General features: G+C 58.4%; 23 protein-coding genes and 3 tRNA genes. 9 read left to right on the forward strand and 17 right to left on the reverse strand.

Annotation, left to right across the window (positions count from 1 at the left end):
- Positions 1 to 56 precede the first annotated feature (56 nt).
- From ACW9JC_RS15335 to ACW9JC_RS15360, 6 genes are all read right to left on the reverse strand, one after another.
- On the reverse strand, positions 57 to 1,637 hold the full coding sequence (locus ACW9JC_RS15335; RefSeq protein WP_457455811.1) for an ABC transporter ATP-binding protein: 1,581 nt from the start codon (positions 1,635 to 1,637) through the stop codon (positions 57 to 59).
- A 27-nt stretch (positions 1,638 to 1,664) separates the two neighbouring features.
- Positions 1,665 to 2,687, reverse strand: a complete 1,023-nt coding sequence (locus ACW9JC_RS15340) for an ABC transporter permease (RefSeq protein ID WP_338580535.1) — start codon at positions 2,685 to 2,687, stop codon at positions 1,665 to 1,667.
- Complete coding sequence (locus tag ACW9JC_RS15345; RefSeq protein WP_457455813.1) at positions 2,687 to 3,745, reverse strand: microcin C ABC transporter permease YejB; 1,059 nt, start codon at positions 3,743 to 3,745, stop codon at positions 2,687 to 2,689. Before ACW9JC_RS15345 ends, ACW9JC_RS15340 begins: the two co-directional genes overlap by 1 nt.
- Entirely contained in the window at positions 3,745 to 5,613 is a 1,869-nt protein-coding gene (locus ACW9JC_RS15350) for an extracellular solute-binding protein (protein WP_457455815.1), read from the reverse strand. The genes ACW9JC_RS15345 and ACW9JC_RS15350 overlap by 1 nt, the downstream gene beginning before the upstream one ends.
- Positions 5,614 to 5,747: 134 nt before the next feature.
- Positions 5,748 to 6,029, reverse strand: coding sequence for a peptidylprolyl isomerase (locus ACW9JC_RS15355; protein ID WP_007984657.1), 282 nt, complete (start codon positions 6,027 to 6,029; stop codon positions 5,748 to 5,750).
- A gap of 106 nt (positions 6,030 to 6,135) precedes the next feature.
- Positions 6,136 to 7,017 (reverse strand): esterase/lipase family protein, encoded by an 882-nt coding sequence (locus ACW9JC_RS15360; RefSeq protein ID WP_457455817.1) that lies wholly within the window; start codon positions 7,015 to 7,017, stop codon positions 6,136 to 6,138.
- Between the two features lie 337 nt (positions 7,018 to 7,354).
- On the opposite strand from ACW9JC_RS15360, the gene ACW9JC_RS15365 reads away from it, so the two are divergent.
- A complete protein-coding gene (locus ACW9JC_RS15365) occupies positions 7,355 to 8,389 on the forward strand; it encodes a hypothetical protein (protein WP_457455819.1) in 1,035 nt (344 codons plus the stop codon).
- Between the two features lie 49 nt (positions 8,390 to 8,438).
- Here ACW9JC_RS15365 and ACW9JC_RS15370 read toward each other — a convergent pair whose 3' ends face one another.
- Entirely contained in the window at positions 8,439 to 9,527 is a 1,089-nt protein-coding gene (locus ACW9JC_RS15370; RefSeq protein ID WP_457455821.1) for a 3-deoxy-7-phosphoheptulonate synthase, read from the reverse strand.
- A gap of 636 nt (positions 9,528 to 10,163) precedes the next feature.
- Here ACW9JC_RS15370 and ACW9JC_RS15375 point away from each other — a divergent pair.
- From ACW9JC_RS15375 to ACW9JC_RS15405, 7 genes are all read left to right on the forward strand, one after another.
- Positions 10,164 to 10,607, forward strand: coding sequence for a GNAT family N-acetyltransferase (locus ACW9JC_RS15375; RefSeq protein ID WP_457455823.1), 444 nt, complete (start codon positions 10,164 to 10,166; stop codon positions 10,605 to 10,607).
- Between the two features lie 127 nt (positions 10,608 to 10,734).
- Positions 10,735 to 11,376: a response regulator transcription factor GacA gene (gene gacA, locus ACW9JC_RS15380; protein ID WP_008015884.1), complete on the forward strand. Its 642-nt coding sequence runs from the start codon at positions 10,735 to 10,737 to the stop codon at positions 11,374 to 11,376.
- A 1-nt stretch (position 11,377) separates the two neighbouring features.
- On the forward strand, positions 11,378 to 13,201 hold the full coding sequence (uvrC, locus tag ACW9JC_RS15385) for an excinuclease ABC subunit UvrC (protein ID WP_457455825.1): 1,824 nt from the start codon (positions 11,378 to 11,380) through the stop codon (positions 13,199 to 13,201).
- A gap of 32 nt (positions 13,202 to 13,233) precedes the next feature.
- Entirely contained in the window at positions 13,234 to 13,794 is a 561-nt protein-coding gene (pgsA, locus tag ACW9JC_RS15390) for a CDP-diacylglycerol--glycerol-3-phosphate 3-phosphatidyltransferase (RefSeq protein WP_338580547.1), read from the forward strand.
- Positions 13,795 to 13,857: 63 nt separating this feature from the next.
- A tRNA-Gly gene (locus ACW9JC_RS15395) sits at positions 13,858 to 13,933 on the forward strand.
- Positions 13,934 to 13,978: 45 nt separating this feature from the next.
- Positions 13,979 to 14,052: transfer RNA gene (locus tag ACW9JC_RS15400), tRNA-Cys, on the forward strand.
- Positions 14,053 to 14,309: 257 nt separating this feature from the next.
- Positions 14,310 to 14,396, forward strand: a tRNA-Leu gene (locus ACW9JC_RS15405).
- Positions 14,397 to 14,493: 97 nt separating this feature from the next.
- Here the strand turns inward: ACW9JC_RS15405 and ACW9JC_RS15410 are convergent.
- From ACW9JC_RS15410 to ACW9JC_RS15425, 4 genes are all read right to left on the reverse strand, one after another.
- A complete protein-coding gene (locus ACW9JC_RS15410; RefSeq protein ID WP_457455827.1) occupies positions 14,494 to 14,895 on the reverse strand; it encodes a hypothetical protein in 402 nt (133 codons plus the stop codon).
- 204 nt (positions 14,896 to 15,099) lie between these two features.
- Positions 15,100 to 15,393: a hypothetical protein gene (locus ACW9JC_RS15415; RefSeq protein ID WP_457455829.1), complete on the reverse strand. Its 294-nt coding sequence runs from the start codon at positions 15,391 to 15,393 to the stop codon at positions 15,100 to 15,102.
- A gap of 143 nt (positions 15,394 to 15,536) precedes the next feature.
- Positions 15,537 to 15,737, reverse strand: coding sequence for a hypothetical protein (locus tag ACW9JC_RS15420; protein WP_457455831.1), 201 nt, complete (start codon positions 15,735 to 15,737; stop codon positions 15,537 to 15,539).
- A gap of 104 nt (positions 15,738 to 15,841) precedes the next feature.
- A complete protein-coding gene (locus tag ACW9JC_RS15425; RefSeq protein ID WP_457455833.1) occupies positions 15,842 to 16,678 on the reverse strand; it encodes an NAD(P)H-binding protein in 837 nt (278 codons plus the stop codon).
- Positions 16,679 to 16,856: 178 nt separating this feature from the next.
- On the opposite strand from ACW9JC_RS15425, the gene ACW9JC_RS15430 reads away from it, so the two are divergent.
- Positions 16,857 to 17,507 carry a TetR family transcriptional regulator gene (locus ACW9JC_RS15430; protein WP_457455835.1) on the forward strand — a complete coding sequence of 217 codons (651 nt, stop codon included), beginning with the start codon at positions 16,857 to 16,859 and terminating at the stop codon, positions 17,505 to 17,507.
- Between the two features lie 9 nt (positions 17,508 to 17,516).
- Here ACW9JC_RS15430 and ACW9JC_RS15435 read toward each other — a convergent pair whose 3' ends face one another.
- The 6 genes from ACW9JC_RS15435 to modC form a co-directional block, all read right to left on the reverse strand.
- Complete coding sequence (locus ACW9JC_RS15435) at positions 17,517 to 17,942, reverse strand: hypothetical protein (protein ID WP_338580553.1); 426 nt, start codon at positions 17,940 to 17,942, stop codon at positions 17,517 to 17,519.
- Positions 17,943 to 18,093: 151 nt separating this feature from the next.
- On the reverse strand, positions 18,094 to 18,378 hold the full coding sequence (locus tag ACW9JC_RS15440) for a hypothetical protein (protein WP_457455837.1): 285 nt from the start codon (positions 18,376 to 18,378) through the stop codon (positions 18,094 to 18,096).
- A 208-nt stretch (positions 18,379 to 18,586) separates the two neighbouring features.
- Positions 18,587 to 18,817: a hypothetical protein gene (locus tag ACW9JC_RS15445; RefSeq protein ID WP_338580556.1), complete on the reverse strand. Its 231-nt coding sequence runs from the start codon at positions 18,815 to 18,817 to the stop codon at positions 18,587 to 18,589.
- Positions 18,818 to 18,946: 129 nt separating this feature from the next.
- Entirely contained in the window at positions 18,947 to 19,168 is a 222-nt protein-coding gene (locus ACW9JC_RS15450) for a hypothetical protein (RefSeq protein WP_338580557.1), read from the reverse strand.
- Positions 19,169 to 19,240: 72 nt separating this feature from the next.
- Positions 19,241 to 20,260, reverse strand: a complete 1,020-nt coding sequence (locus tag ACW9JC_RS15455) for a DNA topoisomerase IB (RefSeq protein ID WP_338580558.1) — start codon at positions 20,258 to 20,260, stop codon at positions 19,241 to 19,243.
- Positions 20,261 to 20,335: 75 nt separating this feature from the next.
- Complete coding sequence (gene modC / locus ACW9JC_RS15460; protein WP_457455840.1) at positions 20,336 to 21,415, reverse strand: molybdenum ABC transporter ATP-binding protein; 1,080 nt, start codon at positions 21,413 to 21,415, stop codon at positions 20,336 to 20,338.
- Position 21,416: the final 1 nt, after the last annotated feature.

Genomic DNA, 21,416 nt, shown 5'->3' on the forward strand with positions numbered 1-21,416 from the left:
TACAGGGAATGCGGTCGGTGTAGGAGCTGCCGAAGGCTGCGATCTTTTCGGGAAGGTTATACCTGCCCCACATGCGCCGCCGCCAACAGCTCCTTGGTATACGGATGCTGCGGCGAATCGAACACGTCGTGACTGGCGCCGCTTTCCACCACTTTGCCGTCCTTGACCACGATCATGTCGTGGGCCAGGGCGCGCACCACCGCCAGGTCATGGCTGATGAACAGATAGGTCAAACCGTGTTTCTCCTGAAGCTGGCGGAGCAGGGCGACCACCTGTTTTTGCACGGTGCGGTCCAGCGCCGAGGTCGGTTCGTCCAGCAGGATCAGCGCCGGTTTCAACACCAGAGCGCGGGCGATCGCGATGCGCTGGCGTTGGCCACCGGAGAATTCGTGGGGATAGCGATGGCGACTTTGCGGGTCCAGACCGACTTCTTTCAATGCACGAATCACTTCGGCGTTGCATTCCTCGGTGCTCAACTCGCTGTGCACCTCCAGGCCTTCGCAGATGATCTGTTCAACCGACATCCGTGGGCTGAGGCTGCCGAAGGGGTCCTGGAACACCACCTGCATTTTCTTGCGCCACGGCCGCAATTGTTTCTGCGTCAAACCGTCCAGTGATTCGCCCTGAAAGCGAATGCCTCCCTCGGAGTCGAGCAGGCGCAGGATCGCTTGGCCGAGGGTGGATTTGCCGGAACCGGACTCGCCGACAATGCCCAGTGTCTTGCCACGCTGGATGCTCAAACTGATGCCGTCCACGGCTTTCAGATACGTCTTGCGCTGGAACAGTCCGCCGCCCACGGCAAACTGCACGCGCAGATTGTCCACTTCCAGCACGTTTTCGCGCTCGTCTCGAGGCAGCGCTTCGCCTTCCGGTTCGGCGTTGAGCAGTACGCAGCTGTACGGGTGTTTCGGCTCGGTAAACAGGGTTTCGCAGGTGGCCTGCTCGACAATTTCGCCGGCCTTCATCACGCAGACGCGTTGGGCGATGCTGCGCACCAGATTGAGGTCATGGCTGATCAGCAGCAGCGACATGCCGAGACGCCGTTGCAGCGACTTGAGCAGCAACAGAATCTTGCGCTGTACGGTGACGTCGAGTGCGGTGGTGGGTTCGTCGGCGATCAACAGTTCCGGCTCGCAGGCCAGGGCCATCGCGATCATCACCCGCTGACGCTGGCCACCGGACAATTGATGCGGGTAGGCCTTGAGGCGTTCCTTGGGTTTCTGGATGCCCACCAGGTGCAGCAACTCAAGAATCCGTGCCTGCGCCGCTTTGCCGGCCATGCCTCTGTGCACCAGCAAGGTTTCGCCGATCTGCTTTTCGATGCTGTGGAGCGGATTGAGGGAGGTCATCGGCTCCTGGAAAATCATCGCGATGCGGTTACCGCGCAATTCACGCAACTTGCGGGTATCGGCGCCGACCAGTTCCTTGCCGCGATAGCGGATGCTGCCGGTGGTTTCAGTGCCACATTCGGGCAGCAATTGCAGGATCGAATGGGCGGTCACCGATTTGCCCGAGCCCGATTCGCCCACCAGTGCCAGGCATTCGCCGCGGCGGATATCCAGGCACAGATTGCGCACCACGGTCTGGCCACTGAAGGCCACGCTGAGGTCACGGATTTCGATCAGGTTGTCACTCATATCAACAGTCCGCGTCAGGCTCTTGGATCAAGAGCGGGGGTCAAAGGCATCGCGCAACGCTTCGCCGATGAACACCAGTAAAGAAAGAATCAACGCCAGGGTGAAAAACGCCGTCAGGCCCAGCCACGGCGCTTGCAGGTTCTGCTTACCCTGACCGATCAACTCGCCCAGGGAAGCACTGCCGGCGGGCATGCCGAAACCCAAAAAATCCAGCGCGGTGAGCGTCGAAATGGCCCCGGTCAGAATGAACGGCAGGTAACTCAAGGTCGCGTTCATGGCGTTGGGCAGAATGTGCCGCACGATGACTTTGCGATCGGTCAGGCCCAATGCGCGGGCGGCTTTCACGTATTCCAGATTGCGTCCGCGCAGGAACTCGGCACGCACCACGTCCACCAGCGCCAGCCAGGAAAACAGCGCCATGATCCCCAGCAACCACCAGAAATTCGGCTCGACGAAGCCCGAGAGAATGATCAGCAGGTACAACACCGGCAACCCGGACCAGACCTCCAGCAGCCGCTGACCGAGCAAGTCGACCCAGCCACCGTAATAGCCTTGCAGCGCACCTGCGGCAATGCCGATCAACGCACTGACGAAGGTCAGCATCAAGGCAAACAGAATCGACACCCGCGCGCCGAAAATCACTCGGGCCAACACATCCCGCGCCTGATCGTCGGTGCCCAGCCAGTTCACATTCGTCGGCGGGCTCGGGGCGGGTTTATTGAGGTCGTAGTTCGGCGTGTCATCGCTGAATGGAATCGGCGGGAACAGCAGCCAGCCGCCGTCCTTCTTTATCAGATTCTGCACGTAGTCGCTGCGGTAATCGGCCTGGAACGGCAGTTGTCCGCCGAACTCCTGCTCGGTGTAGCGTTTGAGCGCAGGGAAGTACAGCGAACCTTGATAGCTGACCATCAGCGGCTTGTCGTTGGCGATCAACTCGCCGCCGAGGGTCAACAGGAACAGGCCGACAAACAGCCACAACGACCACCAGCCACGGCGGTTTTTCTTGAAGCGCTCGAAACGACGACGGCCCAACGGCGAAAGCTTGAACATCAGGCGTTCCTCGCGGCGAAGTCGATACGCGGGTCGACCAGGGTGTAGCACAGGTCGCCGACCAGTTTTATCAGGAGGCCGAACAGGGTGAAGATGAACAGCGAGCCGAACACCACCGGATAATCCCGAGAAACCGCCGCTTCATAGCTCATGCGGCCCAGGCCATCGAGGGAGAAGATCACTTCGATCAACAGTGAGCCGGCGAAGAACACGCTGATGAACGCCTGCGGAATCCCCGATACCACCAGCAACATCGCATTGCGGAACACGTGGCCGTACAGCACGCGACGCTCGCTCAAACCCTTGGCGCGAGCGGTGACCACGTACTGCCGGGTGATTTCATTGAGGAACGAGTTTTTGGTGAGGATGGTCAGTGTCGCGAAACCTCCGATCACCAGCGCCGTCACCGGCAGCACCAGGTGCCAGAAGTAGTCAGTGATTTTGCCCAGGGTCGACAGCGACTCGAAATTGTCCGATACCAAGCCGCGCACCGGGAACCAGTTCAGCGAAGTGCCACCGGCGAAGACGACGATCAGGAACATCGCAAACAGGAACGCCGGCATGGCGTAGCCGATGATGATCGCGGTGCTGGTCCAGATATCGAAATGACTGCCGTGGTGTACCGCCTTGCGGATGCCCAGCGGGATCGACACCAGGTAGGTGATCAGCGTCGCCCAGAGACCGAGGGAAATGGTCACCGGCATTTTCTGCAGGATCAGGTCGGTGACCGTGGCGCCACGGAAGAAGCTCTTGCCGAAATCCAGTCGGGCGTAACTGGTGAGCATCAGCCACAGGCGCTCGTGCGCCGGTTTATCGAAACCGTACTGTTTTTCGATGTCCTTGATCAGCTGCGGATCGAGGCCACGGCTGGCGCGGGAGGTCGGCATTGCCTCGCTCGAACTGCCGCCGACACTGGCACCGCCAATGCCTTGCAGGTGCGCGATCGCCTGTTCCACCGGCCCGCCCGGCGCGGCCTGCACGATGACGAAGTTGACCAGCAGGATGATCACCAGCGTCGGAATGATCAGCAGCAGACGCCGCAGTATGTAAGCCCACATCAATGCGGCCCTCCGGGTCTGCCACGGCGAATGCGCTCGGCGGTCATTTCCTGGTTGGTCAGTGGCGTGGTGCTCACTTCCCACCAGCTCTCGATGGCTTCGTCATTGCTGGCTTGCACGTCGGGAATGCCGAAGCGGTTCCACCACACGGTGGATGTTCCCGGCGGGTAATAGTTGGGGATCCAGTAGTAGTTCCATTGCAGCACCCGGTCCAGCGCATGGGCGTAGCGCAGCATGTCCTGTTGGGTGTTGGCGCGCACCAGACCGTTGATCAAAGTGTCCACTGCCGGGTTTTTCAGCACCATGTAGTTGTTGGAGCCAGGATCGTTGGCTGCGGCCGAGCCGAAGTAGTTGAACAGCTCGCCGCCCGGAGAGGTGGTGACCGGGTAACCGGTGACGATCATGTCGTAGTCGCGGCTCATCAGACGGTTGACGTACTGGGACGAATCGATGCGACGGATGTTCAGGTCGATGCCGATCTGTTTCAGGGTGCGCTTGTACGGCAGCAGTAAGCGGTCCATGCCGTTCTGGCTGACCAGGAAAGTGAAGCTCAGCGGCACACCGTCGGCGTTGACCAGTTGATCACCCTTGGGTTTCCAGCCAGCCTGTTCGAGCAGCTCCAGGGCTTGGAGCTGCTTGTCGCGAATCAAGCCGCTGCCATCGGTTTTCGGCGCTTCGAACACCTTGGTGAAGACTTCGTCGGGGATCTGCCCGCGCAACGGTTCGAGAATCGCCAGCTCGCCGGCATCCGGCAATTTCCGGGCGGCGAGGTCGGTGTTGGAAAAGAAGCTCTGCTGGCGGATGTACATATTGCGCATCATCTGCCGGTTGCTCCATTCGAAATCCCAAAGCATGACCAGTGCCTGGCGTACCCGGCGGTCCTGGAACATCGGATTTTGCAGTTTGAACACAAAGCCCTGGCTTGGTTGCGGGGCTTCTGTGGCCAGGTGGGATTTTTGCAGGCGACCATCGCTCAGGGCCGGGCTTTCGTAACCGATGGAATAACCGGTCGCGGAAAACTCGCGATTGTAATCGTAGGCGCCACCGCGCAGGACCTGGCGGGCCACGTCGGTATCGCCGAAATACTCGATGCTGAAATGATCGAAGTTGTACAAGCCGCGACTGACCGGCAAGTCCTTGCCCCACCAGTCGGCGTTGCGCTCAAAGGTGATGCTGCGCCCGGAGTCGACCTTGCCTACTTTATAAGGACCACTGCCAAGCGGCGGCTCGTAACCGCCGCCACCGGCGAAATCGCGGCTCTTCCACCAATGCTCGGGAAACACCGGCAGGGTAGCGATGTCCAGCGGCAAGGTACGGTTTTCGTTGGTCTTGAAGTCGAAGCGCACGATCAGCGGTGACTCGACTTCGACGCCTTTGACGTCGGCGAATTGCGTGCGATAACGCAGGCTGCCCTGGGTCATCAACAGATCGAAGGTGTAGCGCACGTCTTCGGCGGTGATGGGCTTGCCATCGGCAAAGCGTGCCTTGGGATTGATATAGAAGCGCAGGGACAGTCCGTCATCGGAGCGTTCCATCTGCTGAGCCACCAGGCCATAAACGGTGTAAGGCTCGTCGAGTGAACGCTGGGCCAGAGGCGAGTAGAGCAAGCCATCAATCTGCGTGACGCCAATGCCTTTGTCGATGTATGGCAACACATGGTCAAAGTGGCCGATCTCGATCGCCGAGCGACGCATCGTGCCGCCCTTGGGGGCCTGCGCGTTGGTGTAGGCGAAATGACTGAAGCCGGCAGGATATTTGGCCGGTTCACCGTATACGGTCAGCGCGTGTTGCGGTGCAGCATTCACACCGGTGGCGCCCAACAGCAGGGCCACGGCAGTGAAGAACACAGTAGGGAAAGCCAGTCGCATTGTCAGCCTTAGAGCCGGGTGTCGTTATCGACAATTTGTACGCTAGCGGCGCGTCCCTCGCCAGCCGAATTACGTATATGAAATACAACGGCCCACCAGAAGGCGGGCCGTTGTGGAGCAAAGTCAGGCGTCGATCAGTCCTGACGGCTGGTCACTTCCAGCAGGTGATAGCCGAACTGGGTCTTGACCGGGCCTTGCACGACGTTGATCGGTGCGCTGAAGACCACGGTGTCGAATTCCTTGACCATCTGGCCCGGACCGAACGAACCCAGGTCGCCGCCCTGACGGCTGGAAGGGCAAGTGGAGTTGGCCTTGGCGACTTCGGCGAAGTCTGCGCCAGCCTCGATTTGGGCCTTGAGTTCGTTGCACTTGGCTTCGCTGGCTACGAGGATGTGGCGGGCAGTGGCTTTAGCCATGGGAAAATACTCCTTTCAATGTTCGGTAAAATGTCGAGCCTACCGGATTCAGGGCGCTATTTCTTCTCAAAATTCCGTGCACTGCGCCCTGGGCTGCCGCCTTTCGTTAAAGACCGGCTTTTTTCAGGCGTTCGGCGTGCTCCACGTACAGGGTAATCGGGTCGATGCTGTTCGCGTTCGCAATGCCTGTCTGGCGGAGGGTGCCCAGATGGTCGAGGGGATAGTCGGAGCGGATGACGGTTCCCAGATGAGAGCTGCAGCGACCGACCATGCCATCGTTCTGATCGGCTTCGGTGATGAAGTAACGGGAAAAGGCCCGTAAAAATCCGTGCAGCGGGTCAAGGGCATAGACGCCTTCATCCAGTGGGTTTGCCGACAGGATGCCGCTCCAGGAGTAATAACGGACGCCGTTGACTCGCTCGCAACCATTGCCGCCCCAGGTTTTTGGCAGTCCTTGCGGGTACTTGTCGTTGAATGCGCCCACACCCTCTGTGGTCAATGCGTTCAGTGCCGCGACAGCGTCTTGCGGCAGGCGACGGTTGCCACTGAGTAACGACAGAAAGTCTGCAAACAGGGTCGCGACCGCCTCGGCGATCTGCTCCGGCAGGCGTCCGGGCGTCAGGGCCTTGCGCAGGAAGTCGGCCAGCTCCGAGCCATGATTTGGGCCACTGACTGAAGTGACCGAAGCTACCGACGTTGGCGCAACCGCGGCCGCATAGCGAGCAGCGAGTGCGCCCTGGCTGTGACCTATGAGGTTGACTTTTTTTGCGCCGGTGCCTTCCAGAACCCGCTCGATCTGCCAAAGCAACTGCTCGCCGCGAGCTTCGTTGCTGTGGGTTGCCGACAGATGCGGCACGAACACTCTTGCCCCAGCGCTTCTAAGCGCCTGTTTGACGTCATGAAACAGCTCGAAGGAGCCGATCCGGTCGAAGCCGAAAAGTCCGTGAACCAGCAGCACTGGATGAAGCGTGCTTGCATTCCTTTGCATATTTTTTTCCTTTTTCAGCGGTCAGGGAGTTGCCTTGGGCCTCACTCTAAAGCACTCGGACATGCGCGCGATGTATGAAAAAGCCGCTGTAACCTGAGGAAAACGGAATAGAAAAGTGGCGAAAAGTCAGATGTGCCTGAGGGCTTAGTCGGAATGTGTCGCCATCTTTTCAGCGAGTCGGAGACGCTTTTGATCTTTGACCTACCTCGTTGACGTCATTTATCCGTGCTGCGTGAAGCGTTCTCCCGACATCGTCTTTGACGCTGATGGAGTTCAATAGGCTTCGCTTTGATGCCCACTCGCACAGGGCATCTATTCCAAGGACTGGAGCCTCTAAATGAACACGTATGAAACCGATTTGAACTTGCCAATACCGGTGTTGGAGCAGGCTGAAAATGCCATGCTCGATCCCTCCGATAGAAAAGCCGTCATCAAGGTGGGGCCTTATCTCGGCATGGCCTGTGGAGACAAGCTGGTGTTGTTCTGGACTGGACTGGATTTCGAAGGACTGGTCTACAAACATGAAGTGACGCGTTTTGTCAGCGATGGACAGGCAGGCATGGACATTGTCTTTGTCGTATCTGCTACGCATATCGCGGCACTCGATGGCGGCTCGGTAGAGATTTACTACACGCTAGAAAGCGCACAGCGGCCTCAACCTGTGCAATCCCGGCGCTTGCAGTTGAGTGTTGGCGATGCCCGACAAGACCTGCTGCCAGTGATTGCGAACGATTCAGTGGGTGGCACCCTTGACCCTGATCGGGTCGAGGAGGGGACGCTGGTGACCCTCAAGCCTTATGCGCGGATGGCCATGGGAGACCAGGTTTTGCTGAGCTGGGCAGGTGTTTCGGCTCAGGCGAGCTTGAATGACATGCTGAGAGTCGAGTCGTTTGCGGTGGGCGGTGAGCTGTCGTTCTGGATCAATCCGGAGCACATCGCCCCCAACCTCGGCTCCAGCGTCACCCTCGGTTACTGTGTCTTGCAAGAGGGGCAGGTCGCTCGTTACTCGGAAACGACTCAACTGTTGATCGGTCCTCTGACGCGTCAGCCACTTTCCGCACCTGAAGTACTGGAGGCCGACGAGGGCGCGCTGGACCTGCAAGATGCGATGGATGGCATCACTGTCGTGATCAATGACGCGCGGGCAGAAGAGGGCGAACTGGTCTACCTGAAATGTGATGGTGACTATTTCAATCACCGGGATGATCGCGAGATATCGAGGGAAACGGCCGGTCAGCCATTAGTGTTTATCGTTCCCTACCGGTTTTGGCGGGAGCATCGGGATTCGACCATCCGTGTCTCCTATTCGGTCGAGCGTCTCGATGATGTCAGCCAGTTGTCAGATGTGACCTTGGTGAAGGTGCAGTCCTAGGGTAACGGTCGCCAACCAGTCTTTTCTGAAGACTGGTTGGCTGACGAGGTCATGCCGGTTGTTGAATGTCGCGTTGAGCGCGCAGTAGGTTCGCCGCCTGCCGCAACAGCTGCTCGGTGCCGTCCCAGCCCAGGCAACCATCGGTGACCGACACGCCGTATTTCAGAGAGGGAGTCAGTGGCTGACAACCTTCGAACAAATGACTCTCAATCATCATGCCGATCAGCGAGCGATCGCCTTGCAGGCGTTGCTCAAGCACATCATTGAACACCGCTGGCTGACGCAGCGGATCTTTCCCGCTGTTGGCGTGGCTGCAGTCGACCATGATCCGGGCCGGGATCTTCAGCTTGGTCAAGTCGCTGTGCACCTTGGCAACGCTGGCGCGATCGTAGTTCGGCCCGTTGTGACCGCCGCGCAGCACCAGGTGGGTATCTGCATTGCCCGGGGTCTGGATGATCGCCGGGTGTCCCTGGCTGTCGACGCCGAAGTGACGATGGGGATGGGTCGCCGAACGCATGGCGTCGCTGGCGACGGCGACACCACCATCGGTGCCGTTCTTGAAGCCGACCGGCATGCTGAGACCGCTGGCCATCTCACGGTGGATTTGCGACTCGGTGGTGCGGGCGCCAATGGCTACCCAACTGAGCAGATCGTCGAAGTAACCAGCGGCCATGGGTTGTAGCAGTTCGGTCGCGACCGGCAAGCCCATCAGCAACATTTCGCGCATCAGTTCGCGAGACAGCGTCAGGCCAGCGGCCATGTCGTCGCTGCCATCAAGATGCGGATCGTAGGCCAGGCCTTTCCAGCCGACGGTGGTGCGGGGTTTTTCGACATAGGCGCGCATCACCAGGAGCATTTCATCACTGACGTCAGCGGCCAGACGGGCCAGATTGCTTGCGTATTCGAGCGCGGATTTCGGGTCGTGAATCGAGCAGGGACCGACGATGACCAGCATTCGGGAGTCTTCACCGTTGAGGATCGCGCGGACCGCTTGGCGGTGGGCGGCGACTTGCTGGGTCAGAGCGTTGGTGAGCGGCAGTTGCTGTTTGAGTTGCAATGAGCTTGGCAGACGCAGGGTCAGCGCTTCATTGGCAGGGCTCAGGGTGGACAGTGGCAGAGCAGAGACGGACGAGTTCATGTTCAGGCTTCCTGGGCTGGCGGCGGGTTCGTTCCCGCGCGCTCGGCCCTAGTGGGGTGTTCGACAATTTGCCGGATTGGCTGCGTGTGTGTGCTTGCCACCTGTGGGTGACCGATCGGAGGCGGCAGGCTGTCCCGAGCGGAGGGTGGTAAATCGCCAGGCGGTAAAACTGTCGTAACGGTAATAAGTGGCGTAGTTCATTTTCTTGATCCTCTGAATGTCTGGTGTGTCGCTAGAAAATATTTGGGGCTGAAAAAACAAAACCCCCGGTCGGGAGGCCGACCGGGGGTTGAGAATTCTCTGGTGGCGACCCGTTTAAAGTGGGCGCCGTGTGGGTATCAGGCGCGCCAGTGGCTAAACCAATACCCAAAATAAAAGCTTGCCGGAGCGCAAACGTCCTTCACTCGGGCAGCCGCAACCGAGCGCAGGGCGCTGGCGGAAGAAAGCTGTGTGAGGGCGTTGAACATGGTCTGTCTCCGATGGATGCACCGAGCTTACTAGAGGCCAGTGCGTGGATTCAATCAGAAAATGCTATCGGGCACAGAAGGCACTTTCTATTAGTTGAGTGCCTCGGAGGTTGTGACACACTTCGTGATCCCGCAATAACACGACATCATCAACGGCCCTGGAGTCCAGATGGAATTTGAATGGCGTCCGGCGACGGATCACGACCTCGGTTTCGCCCGCGAACTGACCTGCCGGAACATGCTGCGTTATTACATTCAGCACGATCTGTTGTGGCAGGACGAAGCTTTTGATGTCGCCTGGGCGGGACGCGATAACCGATTGATCGTATGCGGCGAAAGTCCGGTGGGGTACGTCAGTCTGAGCCGGGACGCCAGGGCTCTCTATATTCGTGAATTACAAGTCGTCGAAGCGTCTCGAGGGCAGGGCGCAGGTTCTTGGGCAATCGATCAGGTATTTGCCTTGGCATGCAGCGAGCATCGCCCGGCATTGCGCTTGACGGTGTTTGAAAACAACCCGGCGCGGGCGTTGTATGAAAGAAAAGGACTACAGGTGGTCGGTACGGACGAGTGTTTCCTGAGAATGCAACGCGACGTTGAAGGCACGCATCGCTGAAACACGCTTGGCACAGGGCTTTCAAGATAAGTTGAAACTTTTTATATGACGCTTTCCGCTAGGTCTGCCAGTTGCTTTTTTGCTAAGGTGTCGGCAACCCAATAAGACCATATCGCGAGGTGTCTGCTTGATTAGGGTGCTAGTAGTCGATGACCATGATCTCGTTCGTACAGGCATTACACGAATGCTGGCTGACATCGATGGCCTGCAAGTGGTCGGCCAGGCTGAATCGGGGGAAGAATCCCTGCTCAAGGCGCGTGAACTCAAGCCCGACGTGGTATTGATGGACGTCAAGATGCCAGGAATTGGTGGTCTTGAAGCCACTCGCAAATTGTTGCGCAGTCATCCGGACATCAAGGTCGTCGCGGTGACCGTGTGCGAGGAAGATCCGTTTCCTACACGACTGTTGCAAGCGGGTGCCGCAGGCTACCTGACCAAGGGCGCCGGTTTGCCGGAAATGGTCCAGGCAATCCGCCTCGTCTTCGCCGGGCAGCGCTACATCAGTCCGCAAATCGCCCAGCAACTGGCGATCAAATCTTTCCAGCCAACCAACGATTCGCCGTTCGACGCTTTGTCGGAACGGGAAATCCAGATTGCATTGATGATCGTCGGTTGCCAGAAGGTCCAGATCATTTCCGACAAGTTGTGCCTCTCGCCGAAAACCGTGAATACCTACCGTTACCGCATATTCGAAAAGCTTTCGATCAGCAGTGATGTCGAGTTGACGCTGTTGGCGGTTCGTCACGGCATGGTTGATGCCAGCCTCTGAAATGACTGAGACCTTTGATCCAAGCGCCTTCCTGTCGACCGTCAGTGGGCGTCCCGGTGTGTACCGCATGTTCGACAGCGAGGCGCGCCTGCTTTATGTCGGCAAGGCCAAGAACCTCAAGAATCGCCTGTCCAGCTACTTTCGGAAAACCGGTCTCGCACCGAAAACTGCCGCGCTCGTTGCACGTATCGCCCAGGTCGAGACGACCATCACGGCCAACGAAACCGAAGCCTTGTTGCTTGAGCAGACGCTGATCAAGGAATGGCGTCCGCCTTACAACATCCTGTTGCGCGACGACAAATCCTATCCGTATGTTTTTCTATCCGACGGGGCGTTCCCGCGTCTGAGCATCCATCGCGGTGCGAAAAAGGCCAAGGGTAAATACTTCGGTCCGTATCCCAGCGCCGGTGCTATTCGCGAAAGCCTGAGCTTGCTGCAAAAGGCATTTTTCGTTCGCCAGTGTGAAGACAGCTATTACAAGAACCGTACGCGTCCTTGCCTGCAATACCAGATCAAGCGCTGCAAGGCACCTTGTGTCGGGCTGGTTGAGCCTGAGGTGTATGCCGAAGATGTACGGCACTCGGTGATGTTCCTTGAAGGTCGCAGCAATGCGCTGGCAGACGAGTTGTCGGCCGGCATGGAAGAGGCGGCGATCAACCTGGAGTTCGAGCGTGCCGCCGAGTTGCGCGACCAGATCTCGCTGCTGCGCCGGGTTCAGGACCAGCAGAGCATGGAAGGCGGGACGGGAGATGTCGATGTAATCGCTGCGTTCGTCAACCCTGGCGGCGCCTGTGTGCACCTGATCAGCGTGCGCGGCGGACGAGTGTTGGGCAGCAAGAATTTTTTCCCGCAAGTCGGTATTGAAGAAGACGTTTCCGAAGTCATGGCGGCGTTTCTGGGTCAGTACTTCATCAGCAGTCCTGAGCGCGACTTGCCAAGCGAGTTGATCGTCAACGTGGTTCATGAGGATTTTCCGACCCTGATCGCGGCCATCGATGAGCTGCGTGGTCGCGAACTGACCATCAGTCATCGGGTGCGCGGTACGCGAGCACGCTGGCAGCAACTGGCGGTGACCAACGCGGAACAGGCCTTGAGCGCGCGCCTGGCGAATCGTCAGCACATCACGGCGCGCTTCGATGCGCTGGCGGAAGTGCTGAAGCTGGACGAACCTCCGCAGCGTCTCGAGTGCTACGACATCAGTCACTCCAGCGGCGAAGCGACCGTGGCGTCCTGTGTGGTGTTCGGTCCTGAAGGCCCGATCAAGTCTGACTACCGTCGCTATAACATCGAAGGCGTTACGGCTGGGGATGACTACGCCGCAATGCACCAGGCACTGACCCGACGCTTCAGCAAACTGAAGGACGGGGAGGGCAAGCTGCCGGACATTCTGCTGGTGGATGGCGGCAAGGGGCAGTTATCCATGGCCCGTGACGTGCTCAATGAGCTGGCGGTGCCCGACCTTATTCTCCTCGGTGTGGCCAAGGGCGCGACGCGCAAGGCCGGTTTCGAAACCTTGTACCTCAATGATGCCGCCCATGAATTCACGTTGCGTGGTGATTCCCCCGCGCTGCATTTGATCCAGCAGATTCGTGACGAGGCTCACCGCTTTGCCATTACCGGGCACCGCGCCCGTCGTGGCAAAACCCGCCGGACGTCTACACTCGAAGGCGTCGCCGGTGTCGGACCGACTCGTCGCCGTGATTTGTTGAAACATTTTGGTGGATTGCAGGAGCTGTCTCGTGCCAGCATCGACGAAATTGCCAAAGCCCCCGGGATCAGTAAAAAGCTCGCAGAGTTGATTTATGCAAATCTGCACAGCGAGTAGAATGCCCCCTCACCTCGTAGCCAGTTGTGCCGATGAATATCCCTAATCTGATTACCGTTCTACGCGTCCTGCTCATACCGATTTTCATTTTGCTGTTCTACCTGCCTTACCAATGGAGTTTCGTGGCCTCCGCCTCGGTCTTCGCATTTGCTGCCGCCACAGACTGGCTGGACGGGTACCTGGCCCGCCGTCTGGAGCAAAGCACGCCGTTCGGGGCTTTCCTCGATCCCGTTGCCGACAAGCTGATGGTTGCCGTTGCGCTGGTATTGCTTGTGCAAGAACACGGCAATCTGTGGCTCACGCTGCCGGCCGCCGTGATCATCGGCCGCGAGATCGTCGTCTCGGCACTGCGTGAGTGGATGGCCGAACTCGGTGCTCGTGCTCACGTCGCCGTATCGAACCTGGGCAAATGGAAAACCGCCGCACAGATGTTGGCGCTGGTGATCCTGCTGGCCAATCCGTCCGACTTCAGCTTCTGGGTCTTGCTCGGTTATGCCTTGCTGATGGTGTCTGCCGGCCTGACATTGTGGTCGATGGTCCAATACTTGCGAGCTGCCTGGCCGCATCTGAAGACCGACGTTGAAAAGAAATAAAACTTTTTTGAATCAAGGGGTTGACGGGGCTTCTGGATTCTATAGAATGCGCCACACCAAGACGCGGGAATAGCTCAGTTGGTAGAGCACGACCTTGCCAAGGTCGGGGTCGCGAGTTCGAGTCTCGTTTCCCGCTCCAATTTGTACGCATTTGATGTCGCGCTACTGACACCAAATGTTTTGAGGCCGAGTAGCAAAATGGTTATGCAGCGGATTGCAAATCCGCCTACGCCGGTTCGATTCCGACCTCGGCCTCCACTAATAAACAACCCCGTAGATTGACGTCTACGGGGTTTTTTATTGCCCGCGGGAAAGTGCCTGGGAGCAGCACTTGCCCGATATTGGCGACACCTTCATGAAAAACCACCCATAAACGGCAGTCATTCGTAGATCCATGATTTACGGAGCTTTTTTATTTTGACCTCAGTAAGATTTAGTCTCGAAAATCGCACATGCAACCTTGCTTCACCGGAGCTGGGTGTATATATTTCCCCCCTCTGATTCACCGCGCTACCGCCCGAATGGCGAAACTGGTAGACGCATGGGACTTAAAATCCCCCGCTCGTAAGGGCGTGCCGGTTCGATTCCGGCTTCGGGCACCATGAATATCAAGGGCTTGCGTGAGATACCTCATGCAAGCCCTTATTTTTTGCACCGCAAAAAACCTACCTCTGCTCCGCAATCGAAATTGTCAAAACGTCATTCACACGCGGTAGTGACTGCCTTTTCCGCACGCTGGATTTCCTGTTTGACGTCGGTGGTTATCCGCTGCTCTTTGAGCTGTTGTCCGAGGAATGGCTGATCGCCGCGCGATTTCACTTCTGCGTCTGTTGCGGCCACCTGCGCTTCGACGGTGGCCGAATGCTCCGTTATGACGGCTTCCGCTTCTTCTGTGTTCTTGGCGTTATCCAGGGCGTGGATGAGTTTGCCCACTTCGGCTTTTTCCGCTTCGGCGTAGCCTTCGACAGACAGCCCGACCGCCATGGCCCGAGCCTGGATTTCAATCGTCTTCAGATGTTCCTGCGCGACCTTGCACAGTTCATCCTGTCGCTGGTTTTTGCTGGCTTCCCAGGTGCTTAGCCCATAGGCCAGGACGCCCACTGCGGCCACGACCACAGTTGCGCCAATCAATCTGCCTTTCACTTTTTACGTACCCACAAAAGACCAGGGAAAGAGGAGTGATCGTTCGATTCCATTTTAGAGTTGAAAGACTAGCCCAGTATGCGCGGGGACGATTGCCGATTGGGTCGGTTGCAAAGAAAAGCCCGCGACAGGAAGCGCGGGCTGGGTGTAGCAGCCTGGTTCTCAGCCGCCGGAATCGACACCACCCTGTTTTTTCTCGACGTCCTTCGGGTTGCTCGAAGAAGCTGCTTCTTTCTCTAGAGTTTTCGAGTCAGCCCCGGAGTTTGAGCCCGACGCTTCCTCGCCTTTCTTGTCGGCCTTGTCCTCATTGGATTCAGCGCCTTGAGCCTGATTGATTCCGGGCAGGGCGGTCGGCGGAAGGGCGGATCCTTGCTTGGTCGTCTCCGCGGCCAATGCGTAGAGCGATCCGCTCGACAACAGGCAGGCGAGCGTGAGAACAGCCAGTTTTCTGTTCATCATTTTTAGTCTTCCGCACAAAGGGGTGTATAGCGTTGGAAGATCGATACAGGGGAAGGTGCGGAGCGCCTGACGAATGGCAAAAATCAACAAGCCCGGTAGTGGGCCGGGCTTGTGAGTGTCTGCCGGTTACGGTGGTCGACTCAACCGCCAGTGCGCGGTTCGGCCTTGCGTCGATCACTGCCGTCAGGGTAGCCGCTGTTGATCAGCCTTCTTTCCAGCAGAATGTTTTGCAGCGCCTGACGATCTGACGGGTCTAGCTGATGCTCTCGCTCCTTGAGTTCTAGCAGGATCGGGCTGGACCACTGGCGATAGGTGTGTTCGGCACTACGAATGGATGACATCGTTTCCTCCTTGATCAGGCTCCTGCCAATTAAGGCACCGCAGTTCGATACGAAAGACACCCTAGTCGAGGAAGCTGATTGCCGCCAATGCAGCACGTCGGCGCTTAACCCTCATGGATCCAGATACCGGTTGCTGCCGTGCGCCGGACGTAGTCGGAAAAGTCTCGCGCCGGCCGTCCCAGTACCCGCTGTACGCCATCAGTAACCGGCGTGTTGCGGCCATCGAGGACGGTGGTAAACAGATACAAGACCAGGTCGATCATCTCGACCGGCAGTTGCGCCTGCTCCAGCGCATGGCGATAGGCGTCCGGCGGCACCGCGACAAAACTTATATCGCGATGTGTCGCCCGGGCGATCTCGGCAACGGCCTCGGCAAAGGTCAGCGCCCGAGGGCCGGTGAGTTCGTAGAGTTGTCCCGCATGGCCGGGTTGGGTCAGTGCGGCGACGGCGACTTCGGCGATGTCTTCCACGTCGATAAAAGGCTCGGCGATGTTGCCGACAGGAAGCGCCAATTCGCCTTGCTGGAGCGGTTCGAGAAAGTGCGCTTCGCTGAAATTCTGGCAGAACCAGCTGGCTCGCAGGATGGTCCAGTCGGCGCCACTGTTTTGCACCACGCGTTCGGCTTGCTCTGCTTCAACCTCGCCGCGCCCCGACAGCAGCACCAGTTTGCTGACCCCGCTTTTGACGGCCAGGTCGGTGAATGCCTGGACGGTCTCCAGTGCGCCAGGCACCGCGAGGTCTGGTTGAAAGCAGATGTAGGCGGCGTGAACACCCTCAAGGGTGGCGCCCCAAGTGGATCGATCTTCCCAGTCGAAGGGCGGAGTTGCCCCACGCGAACCCAGGCGCACGGACTGGCCACCAGCTACGAGCTGTTTTGCAATTCGCCGTCCGGTCTTGCCCGTGGCGCCGAGAATCAGGATGGTCTGTTGGCGGGTGTTCATCGCGTTCATCTCCCTCGGTAATGTGAGTGATACTCACGTTTAAAAGATGATAAACCCTCATGTTCTATCGTCAACAAACTCAGATTTGAAACCGACGTATGGTCGCAGCCCTTTGGTTGCATCGCAGGGCAGTGCTAAGGTGAGTCAATGTCATGTTTATCGATGGGGAAGTGCGGCCGTGCGCAAGAAGACCAGTGAAGTGCCCGAACTGCCTGCTGTAGAGCCGGTTCGACGCAATCCCACGCAACAACGCAGCCGCGAACGTCAGGAACGCATTCTTGCTGTGGCAACGCAATTGATCGCGTCCAAGGGCAGCGATCAGTTGAAAATGAGTGAGATTGCCGAGCGTTCCGAGATTTCCATCGGCTCGCTTTATCAATATTTCCCCGATAAAAGCTCAATCATTCGCACGCTCGCCGAGCGCTACAACGCCGAAAGCCGTCGCTGTATCGATGAGGCGCTAAAGGCTGTCGAAGATGGACCTGGGCTGCAAGCGGCGTATTCGGGGTTGCTCGATCTGTATTACGAGATCGTATTGGCGACGCCGGCGATGCGCGACATCTGGTCCGGCATGCAGGCCGACAAGCACCTGCTGGCATTGGAACTGGAGGAGAGTCGCGTTGCCGGCGAGTTGTTGGCTGAGGCAATACTGCGGGTGTATCCGGACAGTGATGCGCGGCAGGTACGGGAGTCGGCATTTCTGATCTGGCATCTGGGCGAATCGACCATGCGCCTGGCCATCGATTGCGCGCCGCAAGAAGGGCGCGCACTGGTCGAGGCGTTCAAGCGCATGTCGTTGCGCGAAATCATGCAGCCAGCGATTGAGTGATTCGTTGCGCTACTTGGCTTTCCAGCTGCCACCACCGGTTTCGCAATCGATTTTGGCCTGGGCCAGGTTTTCCGCGTTGTAGTAATACGTCGAAATCTGCGCGTTGGCCGGAATGTTGAGTGCCTTGCTGTCCTTGTTCTTGCTCGTGGATTGAGGATTGGCTAATGACTCCGGCGTCACGGTGCCCAGGCATGTGGCCTGATAGTGGTCGCTGCATTGGGCGATCTTTTTCTTGGTGCTGCTGAGCATTTCCTTGCTCTCGTTGCTGCATGACCAATCGATCGCGCCCACCGGCATATTTTCGTATTCGTAGCAGCTGTGGGATTCGATCACCGGGACAGAAGGGCTCTGTGAGCGCGTGATCACATCACAGCCTTCAGCGATTGCCAGGGCGGGGCTCAGGCTGGCGATCAGAAGCAGAATTCTACCGTTCATGCCGATTTCCTCTCCTATAGCGCCCGGTGGATTGATGTTCGGGCCTACAAGGTTGGAAAAACAATCGCCTGTCTCGTTCAATCGATTTTCGGATTAAAAAGTATCAGATGGCCGCGCCGAATCCGGTCGGCCCGGCCGCCGAAGCTGTCGATTAAACGAAAGGCTGGTCGGTGAAGCCGCGGGGCAGTCTTTGCAGCCCGGGCAGGGCGGTCAGGCGTTCGGTCCAATCCTGGCGCCAGTCAGTCGCTGTAGGGGTAACGTTGGCTTTGCGAGATGTGCGCCGGGCAGCGTTACGCTGGTCTTTGCGCGCTTCTTTATACGCGTCGGTATTTCGACAGCTTCTGCATTTGACCCGGTTGAGTTCGCGGGTGGAAGTGAGGTTGTTGCCTTTGTGACCGCAGGCCAGATGCCCGCTGACTTTGAAGTGAGTAACCATCAGAACGTCTCCTCGTGACGTGTGATCGTTGGACCACCCGTGCGCGGTGACGTTCGCTGCTTTAACGGCACAAAAAAATCCCAGCGCCTGGCTGGGTTGGGGGAGGGCAAGCACAGAACTGACAGACAAGGACACACTCGGTAACGAAACTGTCGCCGATCATCTGTCTCGCGTCAGGCGGTAGAGCGCATTGCTTGCCCGGATCAAATCATCTGAACCGTGGCAGCGGTGGCTCGACAGGTTTGAGCGCAGACAAGGTATTGCGGATCAGCGGCGTGTCCTTTTCGATGTCGTTCAGACGATCGCGAATTCTAAGGGCAGTCGGATGTCCGCCTTGATGATCGACCCAATCGGCGATTTCCTTGCACGCGGCAGCCAAGCGAACCTGGCGGGAGTCAAGCAGGGTGAGCAGGGTGGTGATGGACTCTTTTTCGGACATGGGAAACACCTCCGTTGAAGACACCTGGCAGGGCAGTAAAAAGCCCGCTGGGAGCGAGCTATCTACCGATGGGACACTGATCCTTCAGCTCTCATCAGTATAGACCCGTTAAAGGCGCGTGCAGGCTCATCAGCCTTGGCGGGCCGTGACTTGTGATCTGGCATTCAACTGCCGGCAAACATGCCGTGCGTCGTCTTCAAGATCGTAGCCGTCACCGATGAAACCGTTGGTGCGAGTATCGGCGATGCGATACCAGACGGCGGCGTCAGGCGGTTGATGAGCAGATTCTCCGGCCCGGCGACCATGAATGATGATCTTGTTGCAGCGCTTCACGACGAATATGTCTTCCATGGCTTCACCGCAGCTGATTCGTGTACAGATCAACTATAGAAGTCATTTGTAATCGTGCAAAAAATAGGCAGGTCAATTCGTCGGTTCAGACGCCAGTTTCTCCAGCAACATGGCCAGGCCGACTTCTTCGGCGCGCAGGCCTTTGCGCGTTCTCGGCCTGGGTAGTTCGGCCAGTGCGCCCAGCAGAAACCCTTCGAGCACACCCGGATGGATGTAGCACTTGCGGCATACCGCGGGGGTGTTGCCCAGTTGCTTGGCGACGTTTTTCACCATCTCCACCACGTGCCGTTTGGCTTCCGACTCCGGTTGCCATTGCAACTTGCGCAACACCGCCAGCGCCAGGGCGCTGCCGGCCCAGGTGCGGTAGTCCTTGGCGGTGAAGTCGGCACCGGTCAAGGTTTGCAGGTAGGCGTTTACGTCGGCGGAGGTGATGGTGTGTCGCTCGCCGTTTTCATCGAAGTATTGAAAGAGGTTTTGCCCGGGGATTTCCTGGCAGCGTTTGATGATCCTCGCCAGTCGCCGGTCTTTCACGGTGATTTGATGTTCGATGCCGCTTTTGCCGCGAAACTGAAACAGGATCGCACTGCCGTTGATCTCCACGTGGCGGCTGCGCAAAGTGGTCAGGCCATAGGAGCGGTTGTCCCGGGCGTACTGAGTGTTGCCGACCCGGATCAACGTGGCATCGAGCAAGGTGATGACGGTTGCCATGACCTTTTCGCGGCTGAAGCCTGGCGCGGCCAACAACGCTTCCAGTTGCTTGCGCAGTTTCGGCAGGGCCAGGCCGAAATCCCGCAGGCGCGAGTACTTGTCGCTGTCACGCACTTCGCGCCAACGCGGGTGATAGCGGTATTGCTTGCGACCGCGAGCGTCACGGCCGGTGGCTTGCAAATGTCCACGCGGATCCGTACAGATCCACACGTCGGTGTAGGCCGGCGGCACGGCGAGGGCGTTGATGCGCTGGATTTCGTCCGGCTCGGTAATACGTTGACCTGCCGGATCGAAATAGCAGAATTTGCCGCGCAGTTTTTTGCGGGTGATGCCCGGCTGGGTGTCATCGACGTAGTGCAGGTCGGAAGGCAGCGCATCGGGCATGGCGATAGTCCTTGGCGTGAGATCAGGGGCCGTTACAGCCATTGACCCCACGCCGCCGCAGTCGTGCCAGCAAAGTTAGGCGAGTACGGCCACGGCTTTGATTTGCGCCCAGAGTTGTTGGCCCGGATGCACGTTCAACTGATCGCGGGAGAACCGTGTGATCCGCGCCAGCAGTGGCGTGCCCGCTGCATCCAGGCGAACCAGCACATGGGCGGCGTTGTCGGCGCCCATCTCACTGACCACGGTGACGGGCAAGCGGTTGAGGATGCTGCTGTGTTCGGCGCTATTCAGGCTCAGGCTGACATCCCGTGCCTGAATCTTGCAGCGCAACGTTTGGCCCGGCGCCATCGGCTTGTGGGTCACGCGCATGTTCAGCGCCGTATCCGGCAGTTGCAGGGTGAGCAATTGGTAGTCAGCGTCATAGGCGCTGACGCGGCCTTCGATCACTACGCCGGCGTCATCGCCCAGCGCCAGGGGCAAGTCGAGACGCGCCAGTGTCTGGCCGATCGGGCCGCTGGCCAGCGCTTTGCCCTCGCTGAGCAATACGATGTGGTCGGCCAGTTGCGCCACTTCATCCTGGGAATGGCTGACGTACAGCACCGGAATATCCAGCTCATCGTGCAGCCGTTGCAGGTAAGGCAGGATTTCGCTTTTGCGCTTGGAGTCCAGTGCCGCCAGCGGCTCGTCCATCAGCAACAGTTTGGGGCTGGTGAGCAGGGCACGAGCGATACCGACACGTTGTCGCTCTCCGCCTGAAAGATGTTGCGGATGTCGATCCAGCAGATGACCGATCCCCAGCAGTTCAGTGGCGTGGGCCATATCGACCCGGCGCTGGTTCTTCGGGATGCGCTTGAGGCCGAACTGCAGATTGGCCAGCACTGAAAGATGTTGAAACAGACTGGCTTCCTGAAACACGTAACCCAGGGCACGCTTGTGCGGCGCGACGAAAATCTTCTTGTCGCTGTCCTGCCAGACTTCATCGTTGACCTGGATAAATCCCTGATCGGCCCGCTCCAGCCCCGCGATGCAACGCAGGCACGTGGTCTTGCCCGAGCCGGAGTGACCGTACAGCGCCGTGACGCCGCGACCGGGCAACTCAAGGTCGACATCAAGGGCGAATCCCGAGTAACTCAACTTCAAACGCGCATGAATCATC

The organism is Pseudomonas sp. SDO5591_S426, from assembly GCF_054070755.1.

Bases quoted from the DNA above. Each gene is read 5' to 3' on its own strand.
- ACW9JC_RS15440 (WP_457455837.1), bottom strand. From the start codon at position 18,378: ATGGTTACTCACTTCAAAGTCAGCGGGCATCTGGCCTGCGGTCACAAA.
- ACW9JC_RS15340 (WP_338580535.1), bottom strand. From the start codon at position 2,687: ATGTTCAAGCTTTCGCCGTTGGGCCGTCGTCGTTTCGAGCGCTTCAAG.
- ACW9JC_RS15365 (WP_457455819.1), top strand. From the start codon at position 7,355: ATGAACACGTATGAAACCGATTTGAACTTGCCAATACCGGTGTTGGAG.
- pgsA (WP_338580547.1), top strand. From the start codon at position 13,234: ATGAATATCCCTAATCTGATTACCGTTCTACGCGTCCTGCTCATACCG.
- ACW9JC_RS15370 (WP_457455821.1), bottom strand. From the start codon at position 9,527: ATGAACTCGTCCGTCTCTGCTCTGCCACTGTCCACCCTGAGCCCTGCC.
- ACW9JC_RS15355 (WP_007984657.1), bottom strand. From the start codon at position 6,029: ATGGCTAAAGCCACTGCCCGCCACATCCTCGTAGCCAGCGAAGCCAAG.
- ACW9JC_RS15345 (WP_457455813.1), bottom strand. From the start codon at position 3,745: ATGTGGGCTTACATACTGCGGCGTCTGCTGCTGATCATTCCGACGCTG.
- ACW9JC_RS15445 (WP_338580556.1), bottom strand. From the start codon at position 18,817: ATGTCCGAAAAAGAGTCCATCACCACCCTGCTCACCCTGCTTGACTCC.
- ACW9JC_RS15435 (WP_338580553.1), bottom strand. From the start codon at position 17,942: ATGAACGGTAGAATTCTGCTTCTGATCGCCAGCCTGAGCCCCGCCCTG.
- ACW9JC_RS15425 (WP_457455833.1), bottom strand. From the start codon at position 16,678: ATGAACACCCGCCAACAGACCATCCTGATTCTCGGCGCCACGGGCAAG.
- ACW9JC_RS15350 (WP_457455815.1), bottom strand. From the start codon at position 5,613: ATGCGACTGGCTTTCCCTACTGTGTTCTTCACTGCCGTGGCCCTGCTG.
- ACW9JC_RS15450 (WP_338580557.1), bottom strand. From the start codon at position 19,168: ATGGAAGACATATTCGTCGTGAAGCGCTGCAACAAGATCATCATTCAT.
- uvrC (WP_457455825.1), top strand. From the start codon at position 11,378: ATGACTGAGACCTTTGATCCAAGCGCCTTCCTGTCGACCGTCAGTGGG.
- ACW9JC_RS15415 (WP_457455829.1), bottom strand. From the start codon at position 15,393: ATGAACAGAAAACTGGCTGTTCTCACGCTCGCCTGCCTGTTGTCGAGC.
- ACW9JC_RS15375 (WP_457455823.1), top strand. From the start codon at position 10,164: ATGGAATTTGAATGGCGTCCGGCGACGGATCACGACCTCGGTTTCGCC.
- ACW9JC_RS15360 (WP_457455817.1), bottom strand. From the start codon at position 7,017: ATGCAAAGGAATGCAAGCACGCTTCATCCAGTGCTGCTGGTTCACGGA.
- ACW9JC_RS15335 (WP_457455811.1), bottom strand. From the start codon at position 1,637: ATGAGTGACAACCTGATCGAAATCCGTGACCTCAGCGTGGCCTTCAGT.
- modC (WP_457455840.1), bottom strand. From the start codon at position 21,415: ATGATTCATGCGCGTTTGAAGTTGAGTTACTCGGGATTCGCCCTTGAT.
- ACW9JC_RS15420 (WP_457455831.1), bottom strand. From the start codon at position 15,737: ATGTCATCCATTCGTAGTGCCGAACACACCTATCGCCAGTGGTCCAGC.
- ACW9JC_RS15455 (WP_338580558.1), bottom strand. From the start codon at position 20,260: ATGCCCGATGCGCTGCCTTCCGACCTGCACTACGTCGATGACACCCAG.